At 71.6% G+C, this 23,635-nt stretch carries 19 protein-coding genes and 1 pseudogene; 15 read left to right on the top strand and 5 right to left on the bottom strand.

The genetic code is table 11. The features are described from left to right. The first annotated feature begins 194 nt into the window (after nucleotides 1-194). The 9 genes from mobC (at nucleotide 195) to ACFVVU_RS37370 (ending at nucleotide 10,873) form a co-directional block, all read left to right on the top strand. Nucleotides 195-620, top strand: a complete 426-nt coding sequence (gene mobC / locus ACFVVU_RS37330; RefSeq protein ID WP_387794215.1) for a plasmid mobilization relaxosome protein MobC — start codon at nucleotides 195-197, stop codon at nucleotides 618-620. Nucleotides 621-622: 2 nt separating this feature from the next. Then, nucleotides 623-2,329, top strand: coding sequence for a relaxase/mobilization nuclease domain-containing protein (locus ACFVVU_RS37335; RefSeq protein WP_387794216.1), 1,707 nt, complete (start codon nucleotides 623-625; stop codon nucleotides 2,327-2,329). A gap of 80 nt (nucleotides 2,330-2,409) precedes the next feature. Next, entirely contained in the window at nucleotides 2,410-3,693 is a 1,284-nt protein-coding gene (locus ACFVVU_RS37340) for an MFS transporter (RefSeq protein WP_387794218.1), read from the top strand. 341 nt (nucleotides 3,694-4,034) lie between these two features. Further along, entirely contained in the window at nucleotides 4,035-5,237 is a 1,203-nt protein-coding gene (locus ACFVVU_RS37345; RefSeq protein ID WP_387794219.1) for a hypothetical protein, read from the top strand. Between the two features lie 268 nt (nucleotides 5,238-5,505). After that, nucleotides 5,506-6,429 (top strand): GNAT family N-acetyltransferase, encoded by a 924-nt coding sequence (locus tag ACFVVU_RS37350; protein WP_387794221.1) that lies wholly within the window; start codon nucleotides 5,506-5,508, stop codon nucleotides 6,427-6,429. A gap of 67 nt (nucleotides 6,430-6,496) precedes the next feature. Next, nucleotides 6,497-7,684 (top strand): ATP-grasp domain-containing protein, encoded by a 1,188-nt coding sequence (locus ACFVVU_RS37355; protein ID WP_387794223.1) that lies wholly within the window; start codon nucleotides 6,497-6,499, stop codon nucleotides 7,682-7,684. Between the two features lie 244 nt (nucleotides 7,685-7,928). Further along, complete coding sequence (locus tag ACFVVU_RS37360) at nucleotides 7,929-9,467, top strand: AAA family ATPase (RefSeq protein WP_387794225.1); 1,539 nt, start codon at nucleotides 7,929-7,931, stop codon at nucleotides 9,465-9,467. Nucleotides 9,468-9,469: 2 nt separating this feature from the next. Beyond that, nucleotides 9,470-10,354: an HNH endonuclease gene (locus ACFVVU_RS37365; protein WP_387794226.1), complete on the top strand. Its 885-nt coding sequence runs from the start codon at nucleotides 9,470-9,472 to the stop codon at nucleotides 10,352-10,354. Nucleotides 10,355-10,504: 150 nt separating this feature from the next. Then, a complete protein-coding gene (locus ACFVVU_RS37370) occupies nucleotides 10,505-10,873 on the top strand; it encodes a hypothetical protein (RefSeq protein WP_387794228.1) in 369 nt (122 codons plus the stop codon). A 173-nt stretch (nucleotides 10,874-11,046) separates the two neighbouring features. Here the strand turns inward: ACFVVU_RS37370 and ACFVVU_RS37375 are convergent, their stop codons facing one another. Further along, nucleotides 11,047-12,258 carry a hypothetical protein gene (locus ACFVVU_RS37375; RefSeq protein WP_387794229.1) on the bottom strand — a complete coding sequence of 404 codons (1,212 nt, stop codon included), beginning with the start codon at nucleotides 12,256-12,258 and terminating at the stop codon, nucleotides 11,047-11,049. A gap of 75 nt (nucleotides 12,259-12,333) precedes the next feature. After that, nucleotides 12,334-12,894 carry a hypothetical protein gene (locus ACFVVU_RS37380; protein ID WP_387794231.1) on the bottom strand — a complete coding sequence of 187 codons (561 nt, stop codon included), beginning with the start codon at nucleotides 12,892-12,894 and terminating at the stop codon, nucleotides 12,334-12,336. Between the two features lie 9 nt (nucleotides 12,895-12,903). On the opposite strand from ACFVVU_RS37380, the gene ACFVVU_RS37385 reads away from it, so the two are divergent. Then, a complete protein-coding gene (locus ACFVVU_RS37385; RefSeq protein ID WP_387794232.1) occupies nucleotides 12,904-13,368 on the top strand; it encodes an aldo/keto reductase in 465 nt (154 codons plus the stop codon). A 482-nt stretch (nucleotides 13,369-13,850) separates the two neighbouring features. On the opposite strand, the pseudogene ACFVVU_RS37390 reads toward ACFVVU_RS37385, so the two are convergent. Beyond that, nucleotides 13,851-14,021, bottom strand: a pseudogene (locus ACFVVU_RS37390) (DUF317 domain-containing protein); the annotation flags it as partial. A gap of 734 nt (nucleotides 14,022-14,755) precedes the next feature. On the opposite strand from ACFVVU_RS37390, the gene ACFVVU_RS37395 reads away from it, so the two are divergent. The 5 genes from ACFVVU_RS37395 (at nucleotide 14,756) to ACFVVU_RS37415 (ending at nucleotide 22,407) form a co-directional block, all read left to right on the top strand. Continuing rightward, a complete protein-coding gene (locus ACFVVU_RS37395; RefSeq protein WP_387794234.1) occupies nucleotides 14,756-15,127 on the top strand; it encodes a hypothetical protein in 372 nt (123 codons plus the stop codon). Nucleotides 15,128-15,129: 2 nt separating this feature from the next. Then, a complete protein-coding gene (locus ACFVVU_RS37400) occupies nucleotides 15,130-17,406 on the top strand; it encodes a transposase (protein WP_387794259.1) in 2,277 nt (758 codons plus the stop codon). A 155-nt stretch (nucleotides 17,407-17,561) separates the two neighbouring features. Continuing rightward, entirely contained in the window at nucleotides 17,562-18,656 is a 1,095-nt protein-coding gene (locus tag ACFVVU_RS37405) for an AAA family ATPase (RefSeq protein ID WP_387794236.1), read from the top strand. After that, complete coding sequence (locus tag ACFVVU_RS37410; RefSeq protein ID WP_387794238.1) at nucleotides 18,653-20,533, top strand: TniQ family protein; 1,881 nt, start codon at nucleotides 18,653-18,655, stop codon at nucleotides 20,531-20,533. Before ACFVVU_RS37405 ends, ACFVVU_RS37410 begins: the two co-directional genes overlap by 4 nt. After that, nucleotides 20,530-22,407: a TniQ family protein gene (locus tag ACFVVU_RS37415; RefSeq protein ID WP_387794240.1), complete on the top strand. Its 1,878-nt coding sequence runs from the start codon at nucleotides 20,530-20,532 to the stop codon at nucleotides 22,405-22,407. Before ACFVVU_RS37410 ends, ACFVVU_RS37415 begins: the two co-directional genes overlap by 4 nt. 178 nt (nucleotides 22,408-22,585) lie before the next feature. Here the strand turns inward: ACFVVU_RS37415 and ACFVVU_RS37420 are convergent, their stop codons facing one another. Further along, nucleotides 22,586-23,233, bottom strand: a complete 648-nt coding sequence (locus ACFVVU_RS37420) for a hypothetical protein (RefSeq protein WP_387794241.1) — start codon at nucleotides 23,231-23,233, stop codon at nucleotides 22,586-22,588. Beyond that, complete coding sequence (locus ACFVVU_RS37425; protein ID WP_387794243.1) at nucleotides 23,230-23,586, bottom strand: hypothetical protein; 357 nt, start codon at nucleotides 23,584-23,586, stop codon at nucleotides 23,230-23,232. The genes ACFVVU_RS37420 and ACFVVU_RS37425 overlap by 4 nt, the downstream gene beginning before the upstream one ends. Between the last annotated feature and the right edge of the window lie 49 nt (nucleotides 23,587-23,635).

The raw sequence follows: 23,635 nt of genomic DNA on the forward strand, positions 1-23,635 counted from the left end.
GGGGGTCCAGCGGCGGCGATCCGGGGGGGCCGGTGGGGGGGGGGGCCCCCCCACCTCCGCCCGCCCCACGGCGCACGCCCCGCCAGAGGGGCGGGGAGTTCGAAGCCGGGCCGAGCGGGGGCGCTCGACTCGACTTCGACTTGCCGAAGCCAGGGGGCTTCGACGCACACGACCAACCGACAGGAAGACCACCGATGACCGCCGCTGCCGCCGACGAGCCGAGCGCCGTTCGCCGTCCGCGTCGCCGCTACCACGAGCCGCAGCAGCGCCAACGCAAGCTGACCGTCCGTCTGAGCCTCGCCGAAGAAGACGAGATCAAGACCGCCGCCGCCGAACGCGCCCAGACCGCCGCGCGCTTCGTCGCTGCCGCCGCGCTCAGCGCCGCCCGCCGCAACAACGTCGCATCCGACGCCGACGACCGTCTCGACCGATCGCTCGACGAACTCGCCGCCGCGCGCCAACAGACCGCCCGTGTCGGCAACAACCTCAACCAAATCGCGCGCGAACTCAACTCCGGCGGCCTGCCTCACCCGGCCGACCTGGTCGCCGCCCTCGCCGCCGTCCGGACCACGGTCACCTCCATCGACACCGCTGCGGCGCAGTTGCTGAAGGGCCGCTGACCATGGTGCCGAACATCGTCATGGGCTCGAAGACGTACGGGCTCCTCTCCTACCTGTACGGGCCGGGCCGACGCGACGAGCACGTCGACCCCCACCTGGTGGCCTCCTTCGACGGCTTCGCCCCGGACCCCGGGCGCGATCCGGCGGCCTCGCTGAAGCAGCTCCAGGCTGTCCTGGACATGCGGGTCGACCAGCTCGGCCGTCGCAAGCCCGCCAAGCACGTCTGGCACTGCTCGGTCCGCAACGACCGGACCGACCGGACCCTGAGCGACGAGGAGTGGGCGCAGGTCGCCCGCCGGGTCGTCGCGGCCACCGGGATCGCCGAGGACGGCGACCCGGACGGGTGCCGGTGGGTGGCGGTGCGTCACGCCGTCGACCACATCCACATCGTCGCCACCACCGTCCGCGGCGACCTCACCCAGGCCCGCCTGCGCAGGGACTACCCCCGCGCGCAGGCCGAGTGCCGCACGATCGAGAAGGACTGGGGGCTGCGCCAGCTCAACCCGGGCGACGGCACCGCCGCACAGCAGCCGACGAACCGCGAGAAGCACAAGGCCCAGCGCCTGGGCGAGGCGACCACCGGCCGCCAGCAGCTGCGCGACGCGGTCCGCCAAGCCCTGGCCGGCGCCCGTGACGAGGACGAGTTCTTCGCCCGATTGGAGACAAGCGGCGTCCTGGTCCGCCGCAAGACCGGCCCCTCCGGTGACAACCTCGGCTACAGCGTCGCCCTGATCGGTGAACTCGACAGCGCGGGGCAGCCGGTCTTCTTTGGGGGCTACAAGCTCGCCCCCGACCTGACCCTGCCCAGGATCCGCCGGCGCCTCGGTGTCCCGCTCGACGACCGCCCGGCGCAGGAGCACTCCCCTACCGAGGCGGGAGGCGGGCGAGCACCGGGCGGGCGCCGCTCCCCGGCCGCGACCGCGCGCCTTCGGGCATCCAACGCGGCCGTGGAGGCCCTTGGCCTTCTCGACGGCGAGGGGGCCGACGCGGCGGCGGTGACCGAGGCGACCGGGGAGGTCCTCGACGCGCTGGCCGCCACCGCCTTTCCCGGGCAGAAACATCAGCTGCTGGCCGCGGCCCGCGCGTACGAGCGGGCCTCGCGCTCGCACGTGCGTGCCGCCAATGCCTCCGCCCGCTCGGTGCGCAACGCCGCCCGTGTGCTGCTGTCCGGCGGCTACAACGCCAACCGCGGCCCGGACGCCGTGGCCGCGGCGACCCTGCTGTCGGTCCTGGTCCTGCTGGTGATCGCCGCGAGCCGGTGGCACGCCGAACAGGGACACCGCCAGCAGGCGGCGGCCGCCCGCGAGGCCGCCGGCCACCTTCGCGCCGCCTACCGGCAGGCCGCCGCCCGTCCGATGGCCGCCCTGCGCGAGCGCGGCCGGGCCCTGTCGCCTCAGATCCGCGAGCGCCAGGAGCGGGCCCTTCGCCGGGCTATGCCGGGCGACAGCGGCCGACTGCTGGCGGAGCCGGAGTTCGATGCTCTGGCCGCCGCCCTCGCCGAAGCCGAGGCGGCCGGGCACGACCCGCAGTCCCTGCTGGAGCACGCCCGCTCCTGGCGGGAGCTGGACAGCGCCGACTCCGTGGCCGCCGTCCTGACCTGGCGCGTTCGGCACATCGCCAAGCTCCCGCACCCCACCGCCACCACCGCTGCGGCCGGCAACACCACACCGGCCCCAGCCGCCCCCGCCGCCCCGCGCCGGCGCCGCTGACCCGGCCGCCGACGGACGCCACCAGGGCTCCGCCAGCGGCCGCCCAACCACCTCGCACCGTGCCCACCCGGGAGACCGCCATGCCCCGTCCCACCGCCGCCGCACGACGCCGCTACCGCCCCAGCGCTACCGAACGCGACTGGCTGCTGCGCTGCTACCTCCTGCGCGCCACCGACTCGTTGGCCGCCGCCGTCGTGATGTACGCCGTCCCCCTGCTCGTCCTCGCCCTCACCCACTCCCCAGGCTGGGCAGGCCTCGCGTTCCTCCTGGAGTGGGCGCCCCGGCTGCTCGCCATCGCGGGCGCCGGCCCGATCATCGACCGGCGCAGCCCGCGCTCGGCGATCCTGGTCACCAGCCTGCTGCGAGCCGCCGCCGCCCTGGTCACCCTGATGGGCCTCGCCGCCGGCGCCGGCCCGTGGCTCGTCCTGGGCTTCGGGATTGCCGCCGGGATGCTCGCCGAGGCGTCCTTCCTCGCCAACGAAGCCCTCGGGGGCGAGGCCAGCCGCCGGGTCGAAGAGCGCGCCCACCGTGTGCAGGCCGTCCTGACGGGCACCGACCAGGCCGCTCTGCTGATCGGTCCGCTCCTCGGCGGACTGCTCCTTCTCGCGGGCCCTGCCCTGCTGCTGGCCACCGTCGCGACCCTCTCCGCCGTGACCGCGACCGTCGCCCTCACCGTCCGCACCGGCCGGCCTCACCTCCACCTGGTCACCGACACCGCCGTCCCCCGCCCCCTGACCGGGCTTGCCACCGGCCTGGGGGTCCTGCGCCGAACCCCTGCCCTGGCCTGGTTGGTCGGCGCTCTCGCCTGCGTCAACCTCGCGAGCGGCCTGCTCCAGGTGTCCGCGCCGATCACCGTCACCCGCACCCTGCACCACTCCAGCGCCGCCGTCGGCCTGGTGTGGAGCATCGCCGCCGCGCTCTCGCTGGCCGCCATCGCCGCCGCCCACCGGGCCATCGACCGGTGGGGACCGTTGAGCGTCGGCACCGCCTCAGCCGCCGCGATGTGCGTTGCCACCCTCGCCAGCGCGGTGGCCCCTACACTCCCCCTCTACGCCGCCGCCGTCGGGCTGCTGATGGCCGGAGAGGGCGCAGTGACCGTGGTCCTGCGCACCGCCCGCGCCCGCCTCATCCCGGAGCGGGCCTTTGGCTCCACGCTCGCCGCCACCGTGCTGCTCGTCCTCACCCCGCTCCCCCTTGCTGGGCTGCTGGTCGCCCTGTGGCCGGCCGACCACCTGCGTCTGCTGATCACAATCACCGCGGTCGCCGTCTCCGTGGGCACCTGGGCCTGCTTCCGCGGACTTCGGGCCCACCGAACCTGCTGGGCGGCATCCGAGGACGCCGAGCCCGCGCTGAAGGCCGCCTGACCAGCCGAGGAAGGAACTCCCGTGACCGACCACACCCCCGCCTACACCGACCACATCACCCTCACCTGGGCGGACTTCGCCGCCTTCGAGGAACTGCTCGCCGCACTCCGCGACTACTCCCCCGCCATCGACCCGCTGTGGGCTGCCGAGGCGGCTCCACACCTCATCGTCCCCGCCGCCGGCATCCCGTACTGGGCCGGCCGAGCCTTTCACTCCGGCAGCCCCCACAACCGGTCGGTACGACGGCGCCGGAACCGCCACCGACCTCGCGAGGGAGCGCGGCGCCCACGCCGCCGTCTACGCCCGCCCGGCCCTGATGGCCGCCTGAACCGTAGGACACCGTGCCTGACAACCCGATCGTCTACATCGACCACGCTGACCTCACCGCCGAGGACTTCGCGACCTTCGAACGCCTGCGCGCCTACCTTCCCAACACCCACCCGCGCTGGGAGTTGGCGTTCGGCGCCAATTCCGCCACCTCCGACGGCCAGTGGGCCAGCAGCGAAGCCCTGTTCCAGCTCACCGATGGACGGTACGCGCGCGTGTTCTTCGACGAACATGGCAACGCCCTTCCGGACCGACCCGTAGCCCCGGTCACCTCGCTGTTCTCCGAGGACCTCGCCCGGCACCTGCCCGGCTGGTCGGTCCGGCCGCTGCCGCTCCATCCGGGCCGCGACCTCGCCGACGTGAACGACCGGGCCTGGTCCTGGTCCTGGCCCGGTTTCACCAGCACCGCCGGTCCCCACACCGCCATTGCCCTCACCGGCCCGGCCGGTGAGCGTCTGCTGGCGGTCCGGCCGGGCGCGGACACCTCTCTCCTCGTCGGCGCGGCCCGTCCCGACGACGCCCGCCATCTCATGGGCGCACCGGAGCCGGGCCCGCCGGTCAGCTTCGTGGCGGAGGCAGATGCGGGCGCTGTGGCGGCCGAGATCACGGGCGCCATGGCACCGCGCTACCGGCAGGAGCTCTGGAGGGCCCGCTCGGCAGCAGTGACCGAGGCGGTCCACGGTCTCCAGGAGCTGAGCGACGACCTGGCCGGAGAGCACGTCTGGTCGGTCGTTCGGGAGCGCAACCGCAGGGCCTGGTTCTACAGCGAGGTCCTCCTCGACACCGGGCAGCACGTCGTCGCCGGCATCCGGTCCGTCACCCGTGTCGAAGACCATCTGGACCCGTTCGTCGGCCCGGACCTGCGACGCCTCCACGTCGTCGAGAAGGCGCTCGCCCACCTCCAGGAGATCCACGGCAGCTGGCTCGACGCGCGAGCCGCCCTCGCCGCATCGTCTGACGACATCGGGCCCGCGCTGCGGCGTGCCGACAACCTGCGCAACGCGGAGGCCTGGCCCTTCGCCCAGTGGCTCGCGCAGGGCCCGCTGCACGCACTGGCCCGGCACGTGACGCCGAGGATCGGCGCCCCCGCCCCCGACCGGGACCAGCAGATGAAGGCCGCCCTCGCCCGCGCGAGCAACCTCCCCGCCCGCCCCTCGCCCACTGCTCCGGCCGCGACCGCAGCACCGCCACCAGGCCGACATCGACCCACCCGATAGCCACCCACCGGCCCGTCCGCCCGACCCACCGGAGAGACCCATTACCACCAGCACCGCCACCGTCATCAGCCACGCCCACAACGAGGTCACCCACGCCCTCGGGGTCTGGTACGACACGATCGCCGACGCCCCCGCCGACAGCCACCCCGCAGCCCACCCCTCCCGCACCAGCGCGTGGACCGCCGCCTGGGAGCAGCTCACCACCGAGCAGATCGACGCCCACCGCCACCTCCAGGTCACGGACTTCGACGCCGGAATCACCGAGACGGTGCCGTACTTCCTCGTCCCCGCCCGCGGCTGCCCGTACTGGTCCAGCCAGGAAACCGACGCCGGCGTCGCACCGGTGTGGCCCGGCCCTGTCCTCTACTCCGGCAGCCCGCACGGCCAGTACGGCGGAGCCGGAACCGCCACCGACGCCAGCGCCCTCCTGACCGCGCACGCAGGCCTGCGCCTGGCCGAGGAGTACGGCGCCCACGCCGTCGTCTACTCCGGGCTCAGTGCCGAGCAGGCCGGGCGCCTTACCACCGCCGGACGCCACCAGGGCGCCGCCCGCGTCCTCAACCTCGCCACCGACGTCGCCCACGTCCGCGACCTCGCCCCGGACCAGGGACTGGACCGCTGGTGGGCCGACACCCCCGCCGGCCACCGCCGCGACGCCCGCCGCCAGTGGCGCCGCGCCACCGAGGCCGGACTGACCCTCAACCCGCTCACCGGCACCCGGATGCTGCCGCACGTGCCCGAGTTCACCGCGCTGGCCGTCGGCACCGCCGAGCGCCACGGCACCGCCCTGTACGGGCCCGACATGGTCGAGCGCCTCGCCCAGGTCCCCGGCGCCGTCCTGCTCGCCGCTCGCCACCAGGGCCACCTCGTCGGCGGCATGTACGGCTTCCTCCACGACCGCTGCCTCTACTTGTGGGCCTCCGGCATCGATTACCGGCACCCGCTGGGCCGACTCGCCTACACCTGGCTGATGACCGAAGCGCCCCGCTGGGCCCTCGACCAGGGAGCCCGCCGCATCGACGCCGGGCGCGCCAACTGCCAGGCCAAGAAGCGCCTCGGCTACCGGCCGCAGGTCCTGCGCACCGTGATCCACCTGCCCACCGACGCCGCCACCACCGCCGACGCCCTGACCACCCTCTCCCACCGGCTCGGCGACCAGGCCCTGCGCCACCACCCCGACCTGCCCTGGTAACCCCACTCCACCTCGCACATCGGCCACCCCGGAAGGACACCTCCTGACCAGCACCACCCTGACCATCTTGCTCATCGGCGCTGGCGACGAGCTGTATCGCCGCTACGCGCTGGAGCAGATAGCCGAGCAGCACCGCGTCGTCCTCCTCTCCCAGGACGAACCCACTTGGGCGCTGCCCTACATCGCCGACCACGAGGTCGCCGACACCCGCGACCCGGACCAGGCCCTGGCCGCCGCCGAGCGCCTCGCCACCCGCCACCACATCACCGGGGTGCTCACCTGGGACGAGTACGCCCAGCACAGCGCCGCCCGCCTCGCCGCGGCCTTCGGCACCTTCGGCAACTCCGAGGCCACCGCCGCAACGTGCCGGAACAAGGCCGCCAGCCGCGCGGCCTTCGCCGCCGCCGGCGTCCCCTCCCCCGCCAGCACCCGCGTCGACTCCCTCGACCAGGCCCTCGCCGCCGCCGAACGCATCGGGTACCCGGTCGTCGTCAAGCCGGCCGCCGGGGCGGGCAGCATCGGGGTGCGCCGGGCCGACGGCTCCCGTGACCTCGCCGACGCCTACACCCGGGCCGCCGCCCACGCCGACGACGGCTTCGGAGTCCTCGTCGAGGAGTACCTGGACGGGCCGGAGGTCTCGGTCGAGTGCGTCACCGCCCTCGGCATGACCACGGCCGTCGCCGTGACCCGCAAGCAGCTCGGTGCGGAGCCGTTCTTCGAGGAGGTCGGCCACTCGGTGGAGGCTGGCGACCCGCTCCTGGCCATCGCTGGTCCCGTCGCCGTCGCCGCGCTGAAGGCCCTCGGCTTCACCAACGGCGTCAGCCACGTCGAGATGCGTCTGACCGACACCGGCCCCCGCCTGATCGAGGTCAACGGCCGTCTCGGCGGAGACCTGATTCCCCACCTGGTCCGGGAGGCCACCGGGATCGACCTCCCCCTCGCCGCCGCCGACATCGCCCTCGGTCTGGAGCCCGATCTCGCACCGACGCGACGTCGCGCAGCGGCGATCAGTCTGGTCTACGCCCCCGCCACTGGCCGTCTTGCCCGCGCCGACGCCGACCCCGTCCTCGGTGCCGAGCCTTGGCTGGAGCGCCTGGTGTGGGAGAAGCAGGCCGGCGACCGCGTCGCTCTCCCGCCTGACGGCGACCTTGGCACCGCCCGCCTCGCCCATCTCGTCGTCACCGCCACCACCGCCGAGATCTGCCTCCAGCACCTCGCCGACGCCGCAGACCGCCTCCGGATCGCCGTCGGCTGAGCGCGCAGTAGTCCTGGCCGGGTCCACACAGATGTGCGGGTCCGGCCAGGCCTACGCTGTCGGACCTGTGTCCTTGTACGGTCGGCCGGTTGCCGGATCGGCGGAAGTCCTGCTCGTCTCCGATACGACAGCGTCGTCCGCCTCACGGATCAAACTGCCGTCTGACCGGGCAGTTCTCCCGTCTAGGATTTGAGCAGCCGCCCAGGACAGTAGTGGCGGGCCGAGTTCGCAACGCGGGGGAAGCATGCGCTTCGTGGTCATCCGGCGACAGGGGAGGGTGCCCTCCGATCCGTTGCCCGTGGCCGTCCTGGAACGCGACTCGTGGAACGACTACGGCTTCCGGACCATGTTCCACCTGCGCGTGATCGACTCCGAAGGTCGCCGTCACAACATCGGCACGGTCAAGATCGGCCGCTACGGGATGACCGACCGCCGCGACCGTGAGGTCGAGATCCCGGAGACTTTCGATTCCCTCACTGATCAGTACTTCTCACTCGGCCAGGAGGACCTCTACTACGCGCGTCTGGCCGGTCTGGGCGACGACGTCCGGGAGGCGGTCCTCGCCGGGCTGCAGGACATGGCCTTCCAACCGGAAATCCTCGAAAGCGCCCTGAACGAACCGGTCACGCAGGAGTCGATCCTGCGCTTCGTCAAGCCGACCACGATCCGCGAACAGTTCTTCCGTATCGCCCGAGGCGGCCCCCGTATCCTGGACTTCCGGGTGACGTACCGGCTGCCCCACCCGGGCGGGGACGAGGACGACGAGCTGCGGCTGACCTTCCGAGCCCGCCCGGGAGCCAGCCCGCCGAACCACATTCACGTCCTCACCGGCCGCAACGGCGCCGGCAAGTCCGTTCTCCTCAACCGGCTCGCTGGCGCCGCGGCAAACCCGCAGGCCGACCGGGCCAGGGTCGGACGGATCACAGAGTCGGGCCGATCGGGGCGCCGGTCGTTCACCAACCTGGTCTGCGTCTCGTTCAGTGCCTTCGACGAGCTGCCCCGCATCCCCGACGGCGATCAGTTCCCGACCGACAACGTCGGACTCCGGGCGCAGACGCCAGCCTCGTCACCGAAGCTCAAGACCCCTGAAAGACTGAGGAAGGACTTCGCCGCCAGCGTCGAAGCGTGCCTGACCGGCGGGCACAGCGAGCGCTGGACCAAGGCCCTGGAAACCCTCGACTACGCCGAAAGCGGCCTGTTGGAGAACGGGTGGCTCGAACGTTTCCGCGCGACCACGAGCTCCCGCACGCGCCGGACCGAGGCCCGCAGGCTGTTCCGACAGGCCAGCTCCGGGCACAAGGTCGCCCTGCTGACCATCACCAGGCTGGTCGAATTGGTCGGCGAACGCACGCTGGTGATCATCGACGAGCCCGAGACCCACCTGCACCCGCCGCTGCTGTCCGCCCTCGTGCGCGCCGTCTCTGATCTGCTCACGGAACGCAACGCGCTGGCGATCGTCGCGACCCATTCCCCCGTCGTGCTGCAGGAGGTCCCGGCCGACTGCGTGTACAAGCTCCGCCGATTCGGCAACCTCATGGTCGCCAACCGCCCCACCCTGGAGACCTTCGGCGAGAACGTCGGGGTCCTGACGCACGAGGTCTTCGGGCTCGAGGTCACCCACACCGGGTTCCACCAGGCCATCAGCAGGCTCGTGTCCGACGGGCACTCCTACGAGAGCATCCTGCGCGCGTTCGAGCAGAAGCTCGGCAGCGAGGCCCAGATCCTCACCCGGTCCCTGGTCGCCACCCGGGAGTTCGGCGAGTTCCACGGCGAGGAGTCCTGATAATGCTGCCCCTGTCCAAGCCGCAACTGAACGCCGCGACCGTCTTCGACACGTGCTCCAGCACCGCCCGCAGCAAAGCGGACCGGGAGATCCTCAAGAACCTCACCCCGGCCGTAGCCGACGCCGTCGCCCAGTACGAGAACGCTGCGGCCGGCCAGGCCCTTCACGGCCTCCAGCACCTCCAGCACCAACCGGGCGGACCTCCCACCGGGAAGACGTCCAAACTAAGCCCCGTCAACCGGACACTCGTCAACGGCTACACCTCCCGTATGGTCGCCGAAGGAAGCGTCGGCCACGACTACTACGAGAAGATCAGGGCGTCCGCCCCGGACGGGCGGTGCTCATTGTGCGGGCACGGGACCGCCCAGACCCTCGACCACCAGCTCCCCAAGGGGGTCTACCCGCTTCTCGCGGTCGCGCCGAGTAACCTGGCGCCCGCCTGCCGGGACTGCAACACCAACAAGCGGGACAAGGCACCGCTCAACGCCCAGCAGCAGACCCTCAACCCCTACTTCGACCACGAAGCCCAGCAGTACACCTGGGTCGCCGCGCGCATCATCGGACCGCCCATCGCCGTCACCTTCCACGCGATACCACCGCCGGAGATGCCCCCGCTGCTGGCCGCCCGCGCCCGCTACCACTTCGCCGAACTCAAGCTCGCGACCTTGTACGCATCTCAGGCCGCCTCCCCCGTCCGGGTGGAGAGCCGCAACCTGCAGAAGCGGCGCCTAACCCCACCGCAGGTTCGCGACCACCTCGCCGCCCAGGCCGAGTTCTGGACGGCGGAGAACCGGAACGGCTGGCAGGCGGCCCTGTACACCGAGCTCGCCGCGAACGACTGGTACACCACCGAGGGATACCGAGACGGCGGACCGACCACCGGCTGACAGCACCACGGTTCCGCCCTCCAGGAAGGCTCGACCGGCCTGCGGGAACCAAGGGGATGTGACCCAGCCGACACCCCCTAAATCGGCCAACAGGGAACCAACTGTGCATCCTTGAGCATTTACTCCCGTACACCACGTGAGAGGGGCTCCTTGAACACTCCTGACGGCCGCGACCCCGAGACTCCCCGATTCACCAACTTCCGCTTCGGTCACGACCCTCAGCCCGCACCCGAGCCGGCCATCGTGCTGGCCGTCCCCCACCCTGATCCCCTCACGCCCCGCGGCATCGCCATCACCTGCGCCCTCTGCGGCGCCGGTCGTGACTGGCTCCTGATCCAGGTCAACGGCATCGTCTTCGTCCGGTGCCGCTGTGCTCACGAATGGCAGGAGCCCGACCTCGAGGGCGGCGATGTCGACATCGCCCACACCAACGGCCCCGAGCGGGAATGGACGGACTTCGACGAGATGTACCGCGGGCTTGGTTTCGACGGCCTGTTCCGCATGACGTACCTCGGGTAATGAGCGGTGTTGCATCGGATGCAACATTCGGCGCGGCCGGTGAAGGCCGCTGATCTGCTGTTCTTCGAGGGGGGCTGGCTCTGAGCCGGCCCCCCTGTCTGGTGCCAGGACCGGGGTGCGTACGACGTGACCCTCCATCCGGCACCGTAACCGGGCGGCCCGGGGACGGCGTCTCAGGCAGCCCGCCGCGACCCCCCTGCCCGGTTCGGGAGGGCCGGGGCCCGGGGGGCAAGGGGCTGCTGCCCGGCCGCGGTGCCCGGAGGCGGGACGACCACGATGCCGGCCAGGCGCTCGGTGACCCAGACGGGCGGGGTCCGGCCAGCGAGCACGTCGGTGACGTACTCGGGCACCTCGGTGCGCAGGCCGCCCAGGACGTGCGGCAGGTAGGGCACCGGGAGGTGCCCGCGGTCTCGGGGCAACTGGGGGAACACCGCCCCGTCGGGAAGGTCCATCGTCGCCAGGTCCGCCGCAACGAACTGACCCATGCGGATCGGTGAGACCTGGCTCAGGATCATCCGCGCGGCCATCTGCGCCGCGCCCTGAGGAGCCACGATCAAGTCGCGCAGCTCCTTTGGCAGGACACTGCTGTTGCGCAGGTGCAGGTCGTGGAACGGGGGGAGCGGACCGCCGGTCCCAAGCATGTCTTCCAGCGGAAGCCCGCGGTGCATCACGTCCCCGGCCCACTCACGCGGCTGAACGAGAGTGCGGATGTTGTGGGCCGACAGGCCGGCCAGCCAAAGGACGTCGGCCCCCTCCCGGTCGCGGCACAGCCCCTCACAGTGGGTGGCGGTGCACTCCAGGGCGGCACGGAACTCCCGGGTGCCGGTATAGACCACGTAAGCGAACGGCACCCCGAACACCTGGGCGGACTCCAACAGCAGGTCCATCTGCAGAACCTTGCGCTTACCGCTTCGGTAGCCCAGGTCCACGGCCAGGCGCCTGTTCTCCATCTTGAACGACTTCGCCTGGACGAGCAGCATGAAGCAGCCGCCGGACGGGTCCAGCCAGACCCATAGCCAGTCCGCCCCGACCTGCGCCTCCTCCCCGATCTTGAACTCGTAGTACTGGACCTCGGGCTCGGCAGTATCCAACAGGACCTGGGTAGCAGTCCTCTCGTCCAGCAGCCCGTGCCCGCCGTGCAGCCGCCGCTCTTGAAGGCGCGCCACGGCCCGCCGGGCCGCGACGAGAGCGGCACGCTGTTCCCGCTGTGCCGGAGCGGCCAGCGGGTCAGTGATCTCGGCGTGCAGGTCGGCGAACTGCGGATCCGCGGCGAGGGCCTGCAGCGCAGTAGTGAACTCGCGCACCCGCCGGCGTTGGGCTGCCGCTGCGAGGTTGTCGGGGGTGGTGTCGATGTCCACCCCCACCGTGAACTCGCCTCGCTGCATCGAGTGTTTCTCCTGTTCCGAGAGCCCGGCTGGGCTGTGGCGCGGCCCGGGCGCCGGCCTGAGGGGTGTCTGGGCTCAGTCGTCCGAGGCAAGGAGCTCGGGGTTCCGGCTCCGGGTACCTCCCCGTACGGGGCGGTCCTCGTGGCGGCACCCGTCGGGATGCAGAGCACGGTCGAGGCAGGTGTCGCGCATGTAGTCGTCCACGTCCCATTCCTGCGTCACGTACCGGGTGGGGGTGCCGGGAGCTGAGGAGTCCGGCTCACCGTCGAACGGCTCGTCGGCGCTCTGGAGGCTCCGCAGCTTGTCCATGCCGCTCTGGATGAGGTCGGCGACCGGGCCGGAGGGAGTAGGAGTGTCCTCGCCAGGAGCAAAGCGCTCGCGCCGGTGAACGAGGAAGGTACCGACGACGGTCAGGGCGGCCAGCCCGCCCCCGATGGCGAATGCCTTCTTGCGGGGGCTGAGGTCGGCCCAGTAGCGGTGCGCACGCCCATGCAAGGTGGGCCTGGCGGCGATCTCCGGTACGGCAACGGTGGCCTCGGCCTCGTCACCGCGCGGTTCGTCGCCTTCAGGGCCACGGGTGCCGCTGCGCCCCGGGTCGGTTTCCGGTGCGGCTTCCGGAATCTGATTGTTCACCATCTCGCGTGAATGATACCTCTGTTGGAATCGTTTCCTCGGGCCCTTCGAGGCCGAGCGATCTCGAAGCGGCGGCGCGGGGAGAGCACTTCCTACGGCTGGCGGACGGGCCCCGTCAGCCGTGGTCGTCACTGTCGCGGTCACACCGGTTGCAGCGGTGGACCGGGGTGCGCGGGGAGCGTCTGTCGCCGCACCTCGCAGCCCGGCAACTTCGAACAGAACGTCGACGCCGCTCACCAGCTCGGCGAGCTCGCCACGACCAAGGGCATCGCCGTCTCCAGGCTTGCCCTGGCATGGCTCCTCGCCCAGGGCGAGCACATCATGCGCGTCACCGGCACACGCGGCGGCGCCCACATCGAGGAGAACTCCGCCGCGGCCGACATCACCCTCACCCAAGATGACCTCGACGCCATCCGCGAGATCCTGCCCACCGGCGGCTTCGACGCCCGCTACGCCGATGTCCCCGCCGGGATCTGACCCCGTGCGTGACTGCTGCCGCCAAGCCAAGGTTGCGGCCGGGATCCCGAGCTGGCCGCAACCCAGACGCGGACGAGCTGCTTGGAGGTGCGGTTGAGGGGGCGGGCGAAGCGCTTCACGGTGTCTCCTGATCGGGCAGGGTGCGCAGGCCGATGGAGAGCACCCGCGTAGGGCCTTCCCTCCGTCGGCCCAACTCTCAGTCGACTGGGCCCCGCTGGTGGGGCATCCGCAGGATCGACGTGGCGGTCAGTGCCCCGCCTCGGATCTGGCGAAGTTTGAACTGAAGGAGGACTTGCTGACCGCAGGTCAGCGTGAGCGTGGCGCAAAGCAGTAGCTCGTGGGTCACGGCGCAGACGACGGCGGTGGTGGCGGTGGAGGCGGTGGCGGCGATGGAGAGGTACTGCGCGGAGGCGAGGAGCTTGGGGAGTTCGGGGTTCGGGACATGAGGCTTGGGGGTGATGGTGGGTCCCTTCGCTCGGGGCTTAGCGGCTGGTTCGCTCGTACATGGCGTTGAGCAGGTCGAGGACCAGCTCGACGGGGGCCTCCCGGTCGAACGTTGCGCGCCAGCCAGGCTGGTGGGCAGTTCCGGTGACGGCGATGGTCCAGGTGTCCGTGCTCGGGTCGTCGGGCGCGAAGCCGAGATAGGCCCGGGTGTCTGGGCTTGCGACTGCCCGCCATAGATGTCACCAGTAATGCTCCCTGACCTGGGACGGTGTCAGCTGTTCTCGGCGCGACTGTGTCTGGACTGACAGATCCTGTTGTCACCTACGTACAGGGCGGTGCTCCGGGTGGTCGAACTGGCGTGCACTGGATTCTCGGAATCTCGCCCCTGGGAGGGGATCTTCGCCGTAGGTTCGTCCCAGGCGATCAGGTCACCAGGGAAGGCATTGGGGCGTGGCTTCGGCGTTATCTGGCGGCTCCCCAGTGGGACCGACTGCACGTACTGGCCTGTGGTCCGATGCCTGTGACCTGGGCGACCTGGCCCGTCTCCACACGGGGTTCGACGCCTACAGGAACACGTTGAACCTTGCTGGCGGCTGGAGCGACCGGTGGACCGCTACATGGCGTTTCGGCCGTACGCCGGTCACCTGCTCGGTGCGTAACCTCGCCGAGGTCGAGGCGGTCCGGAGTCAGCCGGTACGCCGCTTCACGTGGCGGACGGGCCAATGGCACAGGCCGGGCCTGGAGTACCTCGTCAGCACCGACCGGCACCACGGCTTCGAGAGCTTCGAGGAGGAGCTGCTGCTCCTGACGGCCGACTTCGCGGGCGATCTGGAGGAGGCACTGGCCCAGCCCTTTCGCCTTCAGTTCCTCACCGCGGACGGCGGGGCGGTCCAGCACACTCCGGACTTCCTGCTGCTGACCGGCGCGGGACCATGGTTGCTGGATGTCCGGCCGGCCGGAGGACGAGGTGAAGTTCGCGGCGTCGGCCGAGGCCGCGCTGGCCGTCGGCTGGAACTACGGCGTGGTGACCGGCTGGCGCAGGCACGTGGTGAGGATCGTGGACGCTCTGTCGGCAGGCCGTCGCGAGCTGACCGATCAACTCGGTTTCCAGGAGCAGCTGTTACGGGCCGCTTCGTCGAGACCGCTCCCGTTCGGCGAGCTGGTCGGGCAGTGCAGCTACCCGGCGATCGCCCGGGCCCACGCTTTCCACCTGCTGTGGCACCGGAACCTGGGCATCGACATGTCCGCACCGCTGACCGACACGAGCCCGGTCCGCCTGGCATCGGACAACCACCTGCACGGAGGCGAACGGTGACGATACCCGCCGCTGTTGCCTGGGATCTGGCGCCCGGCAACGAGCTGATCATCGACGGCTCCGAGTGGATGGTGGAGACCTTCGAGCCCCAGGTGGGCAAGGTCGTCCTGGTCCCGGCCGACGGGCCTTCCTGGCACACCTCGGTGCGGGAGCTGATGCACCACCCCGGCTGCCGCCAGTCGACCCGCACGCGCAGGGACCTGCCGGCCGCGAGCCGGGGCCGCCAGCCGAAGGCGATGAACGACCTGACTCCGGAGAAGCAGCGGCTGACCCTTCTGCGGCTGGCCCACCTGAACGAGGTGGAGACCGGTTACCTCAGCGGTGACCCGCTGCTGGCCGGACCGGCCGAACCGCGTCCGCAGTACGACCCGGACGCCACCACGCTGACGCAGCGCCGGCAGGCGAAGGCGGAGGAACTGTGCCTGGCCGCGGTCGAGAACCCCGACCAGGCCGCCGCGCTGGGCCTGAAGAGGGCCGGCTACCGGACGCTGATCCGCTGGGACATGGACCGGCGCCGCTTCGGCCCGGTCGGGCTGGCCGACGACCGGTGGCTCCGCGAGGCGACCGGGCGCCGGATCTCGCCGGCCGTGCGGGAGGCCTTGTTCGCGGTCCGGGCGGAGACGCTGCACCGGTCCAAGCTCAGCGCGAAGGACCGCGAGCGTCTGATCCACCAGTACGTGCGGGAGACCTTCGGCCCCGACGAGCCGGTGCCCAGCTACACCACATTGCGGACGGTGTGGAAGGAGTGGTTCGGCTCCGGCGGAGCACGGCAGCGCTACCTGCGCTCGGCCGCCCGCGCCCAGGAGGTGGCGACCGGCAGGCATGTCGTGGTCCATCGGCCTGGCCAGGTGGTGGCTCTCGACACCACGATCCTGCCGGTCAAGGTCCGTGAGAACGTCTTCGGCGACCCGGTTTCTGTCCACTTGACCCTGGCTCTGGACGTGTACACGCATTCGATCGTGGCGTTCCGGCTGACGCTGGTCTCCGACACCTCGGTCGACGTGGCCATGGTGCTGCGGGACGTGATGATGCCGCTGCCCATGCGGCCGGACTGGGGCGAGGAGATGGAGTGGGCCTACCCCGGTGTCCCGGCGACGCTCGTGGCCGAGTTCGCCGGGCACAAGGTCGCGGGCCTGCCGTTCTTCGCCCCCGAGACCGTCACCACCGACCACGGCTCGGTCTACAAGAACCACCATCTGATCGAGGTCCAGCGGGTGATCGGGGCGAACATACGTCCCAGTCGTGTCCTTCGTCCGACCGACAAGCAGGCCGTGGAGCGGGCCTTCGGGGCCATCCAGTCCCTGCTGTTCCGGATACTGCCGGGCTACCAGGGGGTGGACGCGGCCGACCGTGGCGAGGACCCGGAGGGCGACGCCGCCCTGACCGTGGCCGAGATGGAGCACCTGGTCGCTACCTGGATCGTCTCGGTGTGGCAGCAGCGCCGATTCGGGGCGTATGCGCCGAGCTGGGATCCGGCCGGCGACCACAGCCCGAACAGTCTGTTCGCGGCCTCGATGGCCCAGGGCGGCTTCGCGTTGCAGATCCCCCGTCCGGAGCTGTACTACCGGCTGCTGCCGACCCACCGGGTGATGATCCACGGCAAGCGCGGCGTAAAGATCAAGAACCTCTGGTACGACGGTGCCGCGCTGGACCCCTACCGGTTCACTCCGTCCGGGCGGGGCGGGGTCGCGAAGAACAAGTACGTCTTCCACCGCGACCCGCGTGACCCGTGCCTCGTGTTCTTCCAGGACCCGCGTACCCACGACTGGCACACCCTGCGCTGGACCGGCCTGCCGGAGGAGGGCGAGGTGCCCGCGTTCAGCGACGTGAGGGTGCGCGAGGTCATGCGTGAGGTTCGCAACCGCGGCCTCGCCCCGAAGTCGGACGCGGAACTGCTGCCGCTGCTACTTGAGTTGATCGGTGGCCGCATTCCCGTCGAGCAGTGGCCGACCCGGCTCACAAAGGGCCAGCGCATCGAGCATGCCCGCGAAGTGGCCCAGGCCGCCGCGGCGGCCGCCGACCGCCCGCCGGGCGCGAACAGCGCCGGCCCCGGCCGGAGGTCAACGGCGGATGAGACGGCCAACGTGGTGCCGCTGCGGTGGCGGGAGCGGGCCCGGCAGGGGCAGACGGCGGTGGACGACGAGCGCCGCCGCCGGCGGGAGGACGCGGTGCCCGAGCGGCCCGCCCCGCCTCCAGCTCTCGGGCAGCGGCTGCGTGAACGCAGCCTGCTCGCCTTGCCGGACGAAGACGAGCACGAGGAGACCGGGGGGAAGCTGTGAGCGGTGCCGGAAACACTCCATCGTGGGCCAGCGCGGCCACGTTTCTGCCCGGGTCGACGCTGGACCGCACCCGCCACGATGGCTGGCGGCGCTGGCGGACGACGCGCGCGAGCTTCATCCCGGCACCGGTGATGTCGGGCGAGGAGTACAAGCGGTTGAGCCCACGTCAGCGCCGCATCTACGACCTGCACCGCTTGGCCACCCACAGCAGCCTGCCGGTCCAGGCCACCCCGATGAGCGAGGCCGTCGCCTGGCTGGTGCGCACGCGGATCGAGGACGGCGCGTTCAGTCACAAAGCGGGCACACGCACCGGGGTGATGGTCAACGGCGGCGGCGCCCAGGGCAAGACCGAGACCGTGTGCGAGGCGGTCGCTGCCTTCGAGGACGAGTGGCTGACCCTGAACCATCAGGTCAACCGGGACGCGATGCCCGGTACCCGCGACCTGTTCGCTCCGGTGGCGTACGTGCGCTGCCCGGTTAAGGCCACGCCGATCTCCACCTGCCAGCGCATCCTGGACTTCTACGGCGAGGACTACAAGGGGATGCGCCTGGAGGACCTGGTCCGCACGGTGAGCGCCGCGATCGCCGACCATGCCACCAAGGCGCTGGTGATCGACGACATTACGAGGCTCAAGCTCCACCGCGAGGCGGACCAGGACGTGCTGGACCTGATCCGCGAGATGATGAGCATGCCGGTCACCTTGATCCTGGTCGGTGTCGGCATCCCCACCTCCGGCCTGCTGCGGGACGGCCGGCGCGACCCTGCCACCCGGCAGTGGGTCTTCCCGCCGGTCAAGGACCGCAGCCGCAGCCCCAACGCCGACGCCGCGACCCAGCACGAACGCCGCTTCGAGCTGATCGACCTCGATGCGTTCAGCTACGACACTCCCGCCCAGATCGAAGCCTGGACCGCCCACCTGCGGGGCCTGGAGGGCTGTCTTCGGCTGCTGAACGACACCGACGGCATGCTCACCACCGGCGGCATGCCCGAGTACCTGTTCCGGCGCACCAACGGCGTGGTCGGCCTGCTGGAGAAGCTGATCCAGACCGGCTGCCGCCACGCCATCGAGACCCGGGCCGAGCACCTGACGGTCGACCTCCTGCAGCGGTGCGCGGTCAGCCCCACCGACCTGCCCGACCTCGACGCCGACTCCGGCGAACAGCCCGAGATCCCGCAGGTGCCGAAGAAGAAGCGGCCGGGCCGCAACACCGTCTTCGACGACGACGGCCCCACGGGGGCGGTGGGTTGACCGGCACCCCTGGCCAGCTGGCCCGCAGCCTCGCCCCGCTGGCCGAAGAGTCACTGCCGGGCTTCTTGCTGCGGCTCGCCCACCGGCTGAACCGTTCACCGGCCCGGATCGCCGTGCTCACGGGCATCGCCCCCTACCGGCTCGGCCACACGGTCAAGCTGCCCGCGCACCTGCTGGTGGCCCTACGGCCGGAGTCCGCGGCCCGCTTCGCCGCCACGACCCGCCTGGCCCCCAGCGAGGTCCAAGCACTCGGCCTGCGACCACTCCAGATGGCATACCCGCCGATCACGGACACCGGGGAACGGGAGGACGGCCGGTTCGGCTCCCACGTGTGGGCGTTCACCGCCGCCAGCCGCTTCTGCCCCCAGTGCCTGGCAGGAGACGGCTCTGCGGTCCAGAATGCGCACGGCGGCCCCTGGCGCCTGCCGTGGCATCTACCGGTCGTCTTCGCCTGCACCCGCCACCGGTGCCTGCTCGACCACCTCTGCCCGAGCTGCCGCCGCCCCCTCAACGTGTCCGTCCAGGGCCGGGCAGCCCTGATCCTGCACCCGGCCGGTAACGCACTGCACCCCGGCCAGTGCCGCAACCACGCCCTCGACGCCGGCACACGCAAACCCAGGCCCGCCTGCGGTACCGACCTGACCGCGACAGCTGCCAGCACCCGCGTGATACCGGACGCCGGCCTCGGCACCCTGCTCGATCTCCAGAGCAGGCTGCTGGCGCGACTTGCCTCACCGGCTGCCGAAGAGCCACTGTTCTTCCCGGACCTGATCGCCGTCAGCCAGCTGATCACCATCTCGTGGCCGGCCGCCATCCACGACCTCAGCCTGCCCGCGGTGGCGATCGACGCCCTCGACGAGCACATCCATGCCATACGCCGCCGCACCGCCGACCGCCCCCACGGGGACAACGGCCGCATCGTCATCGGACCGCCGCCAGCAGCCGCCGCCTGCGCGAGCCTGCTCGCCATGAGCGAGCGCCTGGTCACCCACCCGGATCCGGCCGGCACCCGCGAAGCCGTCCAGACCCTGGCCCGCCGCGCCGTCGAGCGCGACCGCACCCGCTTCGTCGGCGTCATCCGGCGTGGACAGTTCTCCCTGCCACTCGCCCGTGCCCTTGCCGTCCAACGGGGCGGCTTCCACGCCACAGCCGGAGCCGGCACGTCCGCAGCCCTGCGTGTACCGACGCGCACCTGCCGCTTCACCGCCCAGGAGATTCCCCAGCTCCTGCCGGCCGCCGCCTACGAGCGGCACCTGGCTCACTTCACCACCCGCCTCACCGTCGCCAGCCGCAACAACGCACGCCTCGTGCGGCGGGCCGCCACCCTCAAGCTCGCCGAGATGACCGGCGGCGGCACCTCCGCCGACGGCGCCCGCCTGCTCGGTATCCCGCGCGGTCACGCTCTCTCCGGCCTTCAGCAGCTCCGGTTGCGGACGGACGGCGAGAACGCATGGCAGCAGTTCCTCCTCGGGCTCGACGCGATCGCCGCCGAACTCGACGCTCAGGAAGACCGCATCGACTACCAGCGCCGCCGAACGGCGCTCGAGAACTGGACCATCCCGCCGGCCCACTGGGCGCACCTCACCGACGGCCTGCCCGCCCTCGACGCAACTCCCGGGCTGCGGACCTGCGCGTCGGTCCTGGTGTGGACTCAGGTCACTGAGGGCGACTACCTGTTCAGTCCACTGGTCCGCGACCGCGGCTTCGGACGGCGGCTGCCGGGCGGCCCGGACCTCGTCCGCGACCTGCCCTCCCTCACGGACGCCCGCCGAGGCGACAAGGCCCGCCTCCTGCCCCGACTGGCCGCCTACGCGCAGCAGACAGCCGCCTGGTGCGACAGCGGAGCGCCGGACCACGACCAGGGGACGACCCCATGACCCTCCGGCCGCTGGCCCGCAGCCTGGCCCCGCTGCCGGAGGAGTCCGTGGCCGGCTACTTGCTGCGGCTGTCCTTCCGCCTCCACCGCTCCCCGGTCCGCCTCGCCGAACTGGCGGGGCTCGGCCCGCAGAAGACCGACCGGCTGAGCGCCGACTATCTCCTCGGATTCGCCCCCGAGCCGGCCGCCGCGTTCGCCACCGCCGTCCGCCTCGATGCCGCCGAGGTCGCCGCTCTGGGGCTCAGGCGCTTCGAGGACTCCTACCCGCCGCTCTCCACCACCTTCCGCAACCGCGCGGCCGTCTACTTCGCGAGCGCCTGGGCGTTCACCCTCTCCACCCGGCACTGCCCTGCCTGCCTCGCCGGGAATGCCAGCCCGATCCAGCGCGCCCTCGGCGGAGCTTGGAAGAGCACCTGGCACCTGCCCGTCGTCTTCGCGTGCCCCGACCACGGCACCCTTCTGAAGCACCTGTGCTGGCAGTGCGGAGCACCGTCCAACCCCATTCACCGCCGTCGCGCCACTCTCGTCCACCGCCCAGGCGCGGCAGGAATCCACCCGCTCGCCTGCCGCGCCGACGGACCGGACGCGCCAGGTGGACCGTCGGTGCGCTGGCGTCCGTGCGGTGCCCGCCTGGACGAGGACCCCGGCCGCGGCCACGACGCGCGGCTGACCGCCGAGGCCCTGAACCACCTGGTGGACCTGCAGCAGCAGCTCCTCGAGCGGCTGAACGGCGCCGAACCCCACGACCCCTGGTTCTTCCCCGACCTGCGTGCCGTCAGCCAGTTGATCAAACTGAGCTGGCCCCTGCCGGAGGGCATCCTCACCCTGCCCGAACCGCTGACCGATTTGATCGACGACCACGTGAGTGCCGTCCACCGCCAGGCCCGGGCCCGACACGCCGACGGCAACCCCCACCTCAACCTGCCCGCTCTCTGGTCCGCGCCGGCCGAGGCCGGCCAGTGCGGAGCCCTCCTTCTGGCCGCCCGGATACTCCTCGGTACTGACAGCCAGGCCCGCCCGCGGGAGAAGATCCAGCCGCTGGCCCAGGCCGCTTTCGTCCGCCACCCCGGCCCGTACACCACGCTGCGGCGCCAGAGCCTCTCACCGGCTCTCGCCCGCGCTCTCGTCCGCCAGGTCCACGGCTTCCACGCCGCTGGCCGCACCGAGAAGGCGAATGTGCGTGTCGCCTCCCGGGATTGCCGTTTCGGCATCGAGCACGTCCCGCCCTTCCTGCCCCGGCACTGGTACGACGAGCACTTCGCCGGTTTCGCCGACCGCTTGGACTGCCCGACCGGCTACACCGTGCGGCACCTGCGCAGGGCCGCCAGCCTCAAGCTCGCCGAGATGGCCGTCGGCGGGTCCTACCCCCAGTGCGCCCGCCGGCTAGGCTTCCCGGCCGAGAAGGCCGTGAGCACGATGAACAAGCTCCGCCCCCAGATGGCGGGCGGCGGCCTGTGGGCCGACTTCGAGACGCGGGTCGAGAACATCGCCCGCAGCCTGGACGACGACCATGCCCGGACCGACTACGAGCGCCGCCGCTTCGCGCTCGTCGACTGGCAGGTGCCCGCCGTCCACTGGGCCGCGCTGTTCGACGACCTGAGCCCACGGTTCTCACGGATGGCCGGTCAGGACGGGCAGCTCGCGGCCACGGTGCTGGTCTGGACAGAGATCACCCAGGCCGAGTACACGCACAGCCCCGTCCTGACCGGGATGCGGCGCTCGGGAGCCGACACCACCAGGCTCATCGACAACATCACCCAGGCGTACACCCCGGCCAACCAGACAGCCACCGTGCGCGTTGTCCTGCGCGCCCGGTTGGAGACCTACGCCGCCCGACTCGCCGCCCGCATCGACCAGGGACAGCACGTGGACTGACCGACAAGGTGACGGCGAACGAGGAGGACGCGACCTGGAGAGGCAGGGCAGGGCGTGCTCGGGTCCGCGCTGCCCCAGGTGTCCGAGGCGGTCCCATGCCATGTGGCGCACGGTGAACTCGGCAGTGTTCTCGTCCTCGACGTCAGCATGGACGGCGGAGGGGCCGTGGCCCGCCGCGTCAGCCGCAGCTGGAGACCGGGGAGATCGAGGTGACGTCCGCTAGCGGAACGACGGCTGGTGCGACCTGCCCTGGGACGGTGAGGCGGAGCATGCCGCCGTCCGTCGAGAGAACGGTGCCGCAGGCGGTGCCGGTGCCCGTGCCGTAGGTGACGCGCAGCGCGACTGGGGCTTCGCCTGGTGCCCACCAAGTGAGGGCGGTGCCGGCGAACATACAGGTCAGAGCGAGCGCCACGGCCCGTCGAGCGAGGGTGAGTCGGTGGGCGGACCGTATTGCGGTGGCGAGGTGGAAGGCGTCCACCGAGCCGTACTCGCGGTGGATGTCGGCCAGGGTGACCGAGAGTGGGCGGGAGCCGGCCTGGGCGGCCAGGGCGTGCCAGAGTCCGGTCACGGCGAGGGCGAGCCCACCGCCGATCAGCAGGGTGACCGCGAGCCGCCAGCTGGTGGGCAGGTCGGCTGCGGTGGTGCGGCCCTTCACGACGATCGCCGCGCCGACGAGGGTGATGAAGGCGGCGAGGCCGTTGCGCCAAACCTCCGCGCTGGCGCGGACGTTCGGGAGCGAGTCGTGTACCAGGGCGTGGAAGCGGTCGCGCTCAGCCAGGTCGGTTTCGCTGGGCGGCCGCTGTGGCAGCCGGGGACGGAGGATCACTCTGAGGCCGCCTCTACCTCTATCCGGAAGCTGACGCCGCATCCGGTCGCACCCTGGGGCGCGTCCTGATGCGCGGACCCGCAACTGCACGTGACGTCCAGGGAGACCACAGCAACTGCCTCGGCGCCCTCGCCCCGGCTGGCACCGGACAGGCCGGTGAGCGCCGCGGTGACCTGCCGGTCGACGAGGTGATGGTCGCAGCGCGGGCATCGGCCGGCCACCACGAAGCATCGCGCGCCGCCCGCCTCGTGCGGGGTGACCGTGAGCTCCTGTGAGCCGAGGAGCGCGAAGGCCCGCTCGGTCCAGCGGAAATCGGTGGTGGCGGAGTAACTGACGTCAGCTTCGTCGGACATGCCCTCACCCTAGAGATCAACGCCCTAGCCTGGCATAGGCTCTGACCAA

It is taken from the genome of Kitasatospora sp. NPDC057965 (assembly GCF_042887135.1).
GTDB lineage: Bacteria > Actinomycetota > Actinomycetes > Streptomycetales > Streptomycetaceae > Kitasatospora.

Excerpts from the sequence above, each read along its gene's own strand:
- mobC (WP_387794215.1), top strand. The coding sequence starts at position 195 with ATGACCGCCGCTGCCGCCGACGAGCCGAGCGCCGTTCGCCGTCCGCGT.
- ACFVVU_RS37335 (WP_387794216.1), top strand. The coding sequence starts at position 623 with ATGGTGCCGAACATCGTCATGGGCTCGAAGACGTACGGGCTCCTCTCC.
- ACFVVU_RS37340 (WP_387794218.1), top strand. The coding sequence starts at position 2,410 with ATGCCCCGTCCCACCGCCGCCGCACGACGCCGCTACCGCCCCAGCGCT.
- ACFVVU_RS37360 (WP_387794225.1), top strand. The coding sequence starts at position 7,929 with ATGCGCTTCGTGGTCATCCGGCGACAGGGGAGGGTGCCCTCCGATCCG.
- ACFVVU_RS37365 (WP_387794226.1), top strand. The coding sequence starts at position 9,470 with ATGCTGCCCCTGTCCAAGCCGCAACTGAACGCCGCGACCGTCTTCGAC.
- ACFVVU_RS37375 (WP_387794229.1), bottom strand. The coding sequence starts at position 12,258 with ATGCAGCGAGGCGAGTTCACGGTGGGGGTGGACATCGACACCACCCCC.
- ACFVVU_RS37380 (WP_387794231.1), bottom strand. The coding sequence starts at position 12,894 with ATGGTGAACAATCAGATTCCGGAAGCCGCACCGGAAACCGACCCGGGG.
- ACFVVU_RS37385 (WP_387794232.1), top strand. The coding sequence starts at position 12,904 with ATGATACCTCTGTTGGAATCGTTTCCTCGGGCCCTTCGAGGCCGAGCG.
- ACFVVU_RS37395 (WP_387794234.1), top strand. The coding sequence starts at position 14,756 with ATGTCCGGCCGGCCGGAGGACGAGGTGAAGTTCGCGGCGTCGGCCGAG.
- ACFVVU_RS37415 (WP_387794240.1), top strand. The coding sequence starts at position 20,530 with ATGACCCTCCGGCCGCTGGCCCGCAGCCTGGCCCCGCTGCCGGAGGAG.
- ACFVVU_RS37425 (WP_387794243.1), bottom strand. The coding sequence starts at position 23,586 with ATGTCCGACGAAGCTGACGTCAGTTACTCCGCCACCACCGATTTCCGC.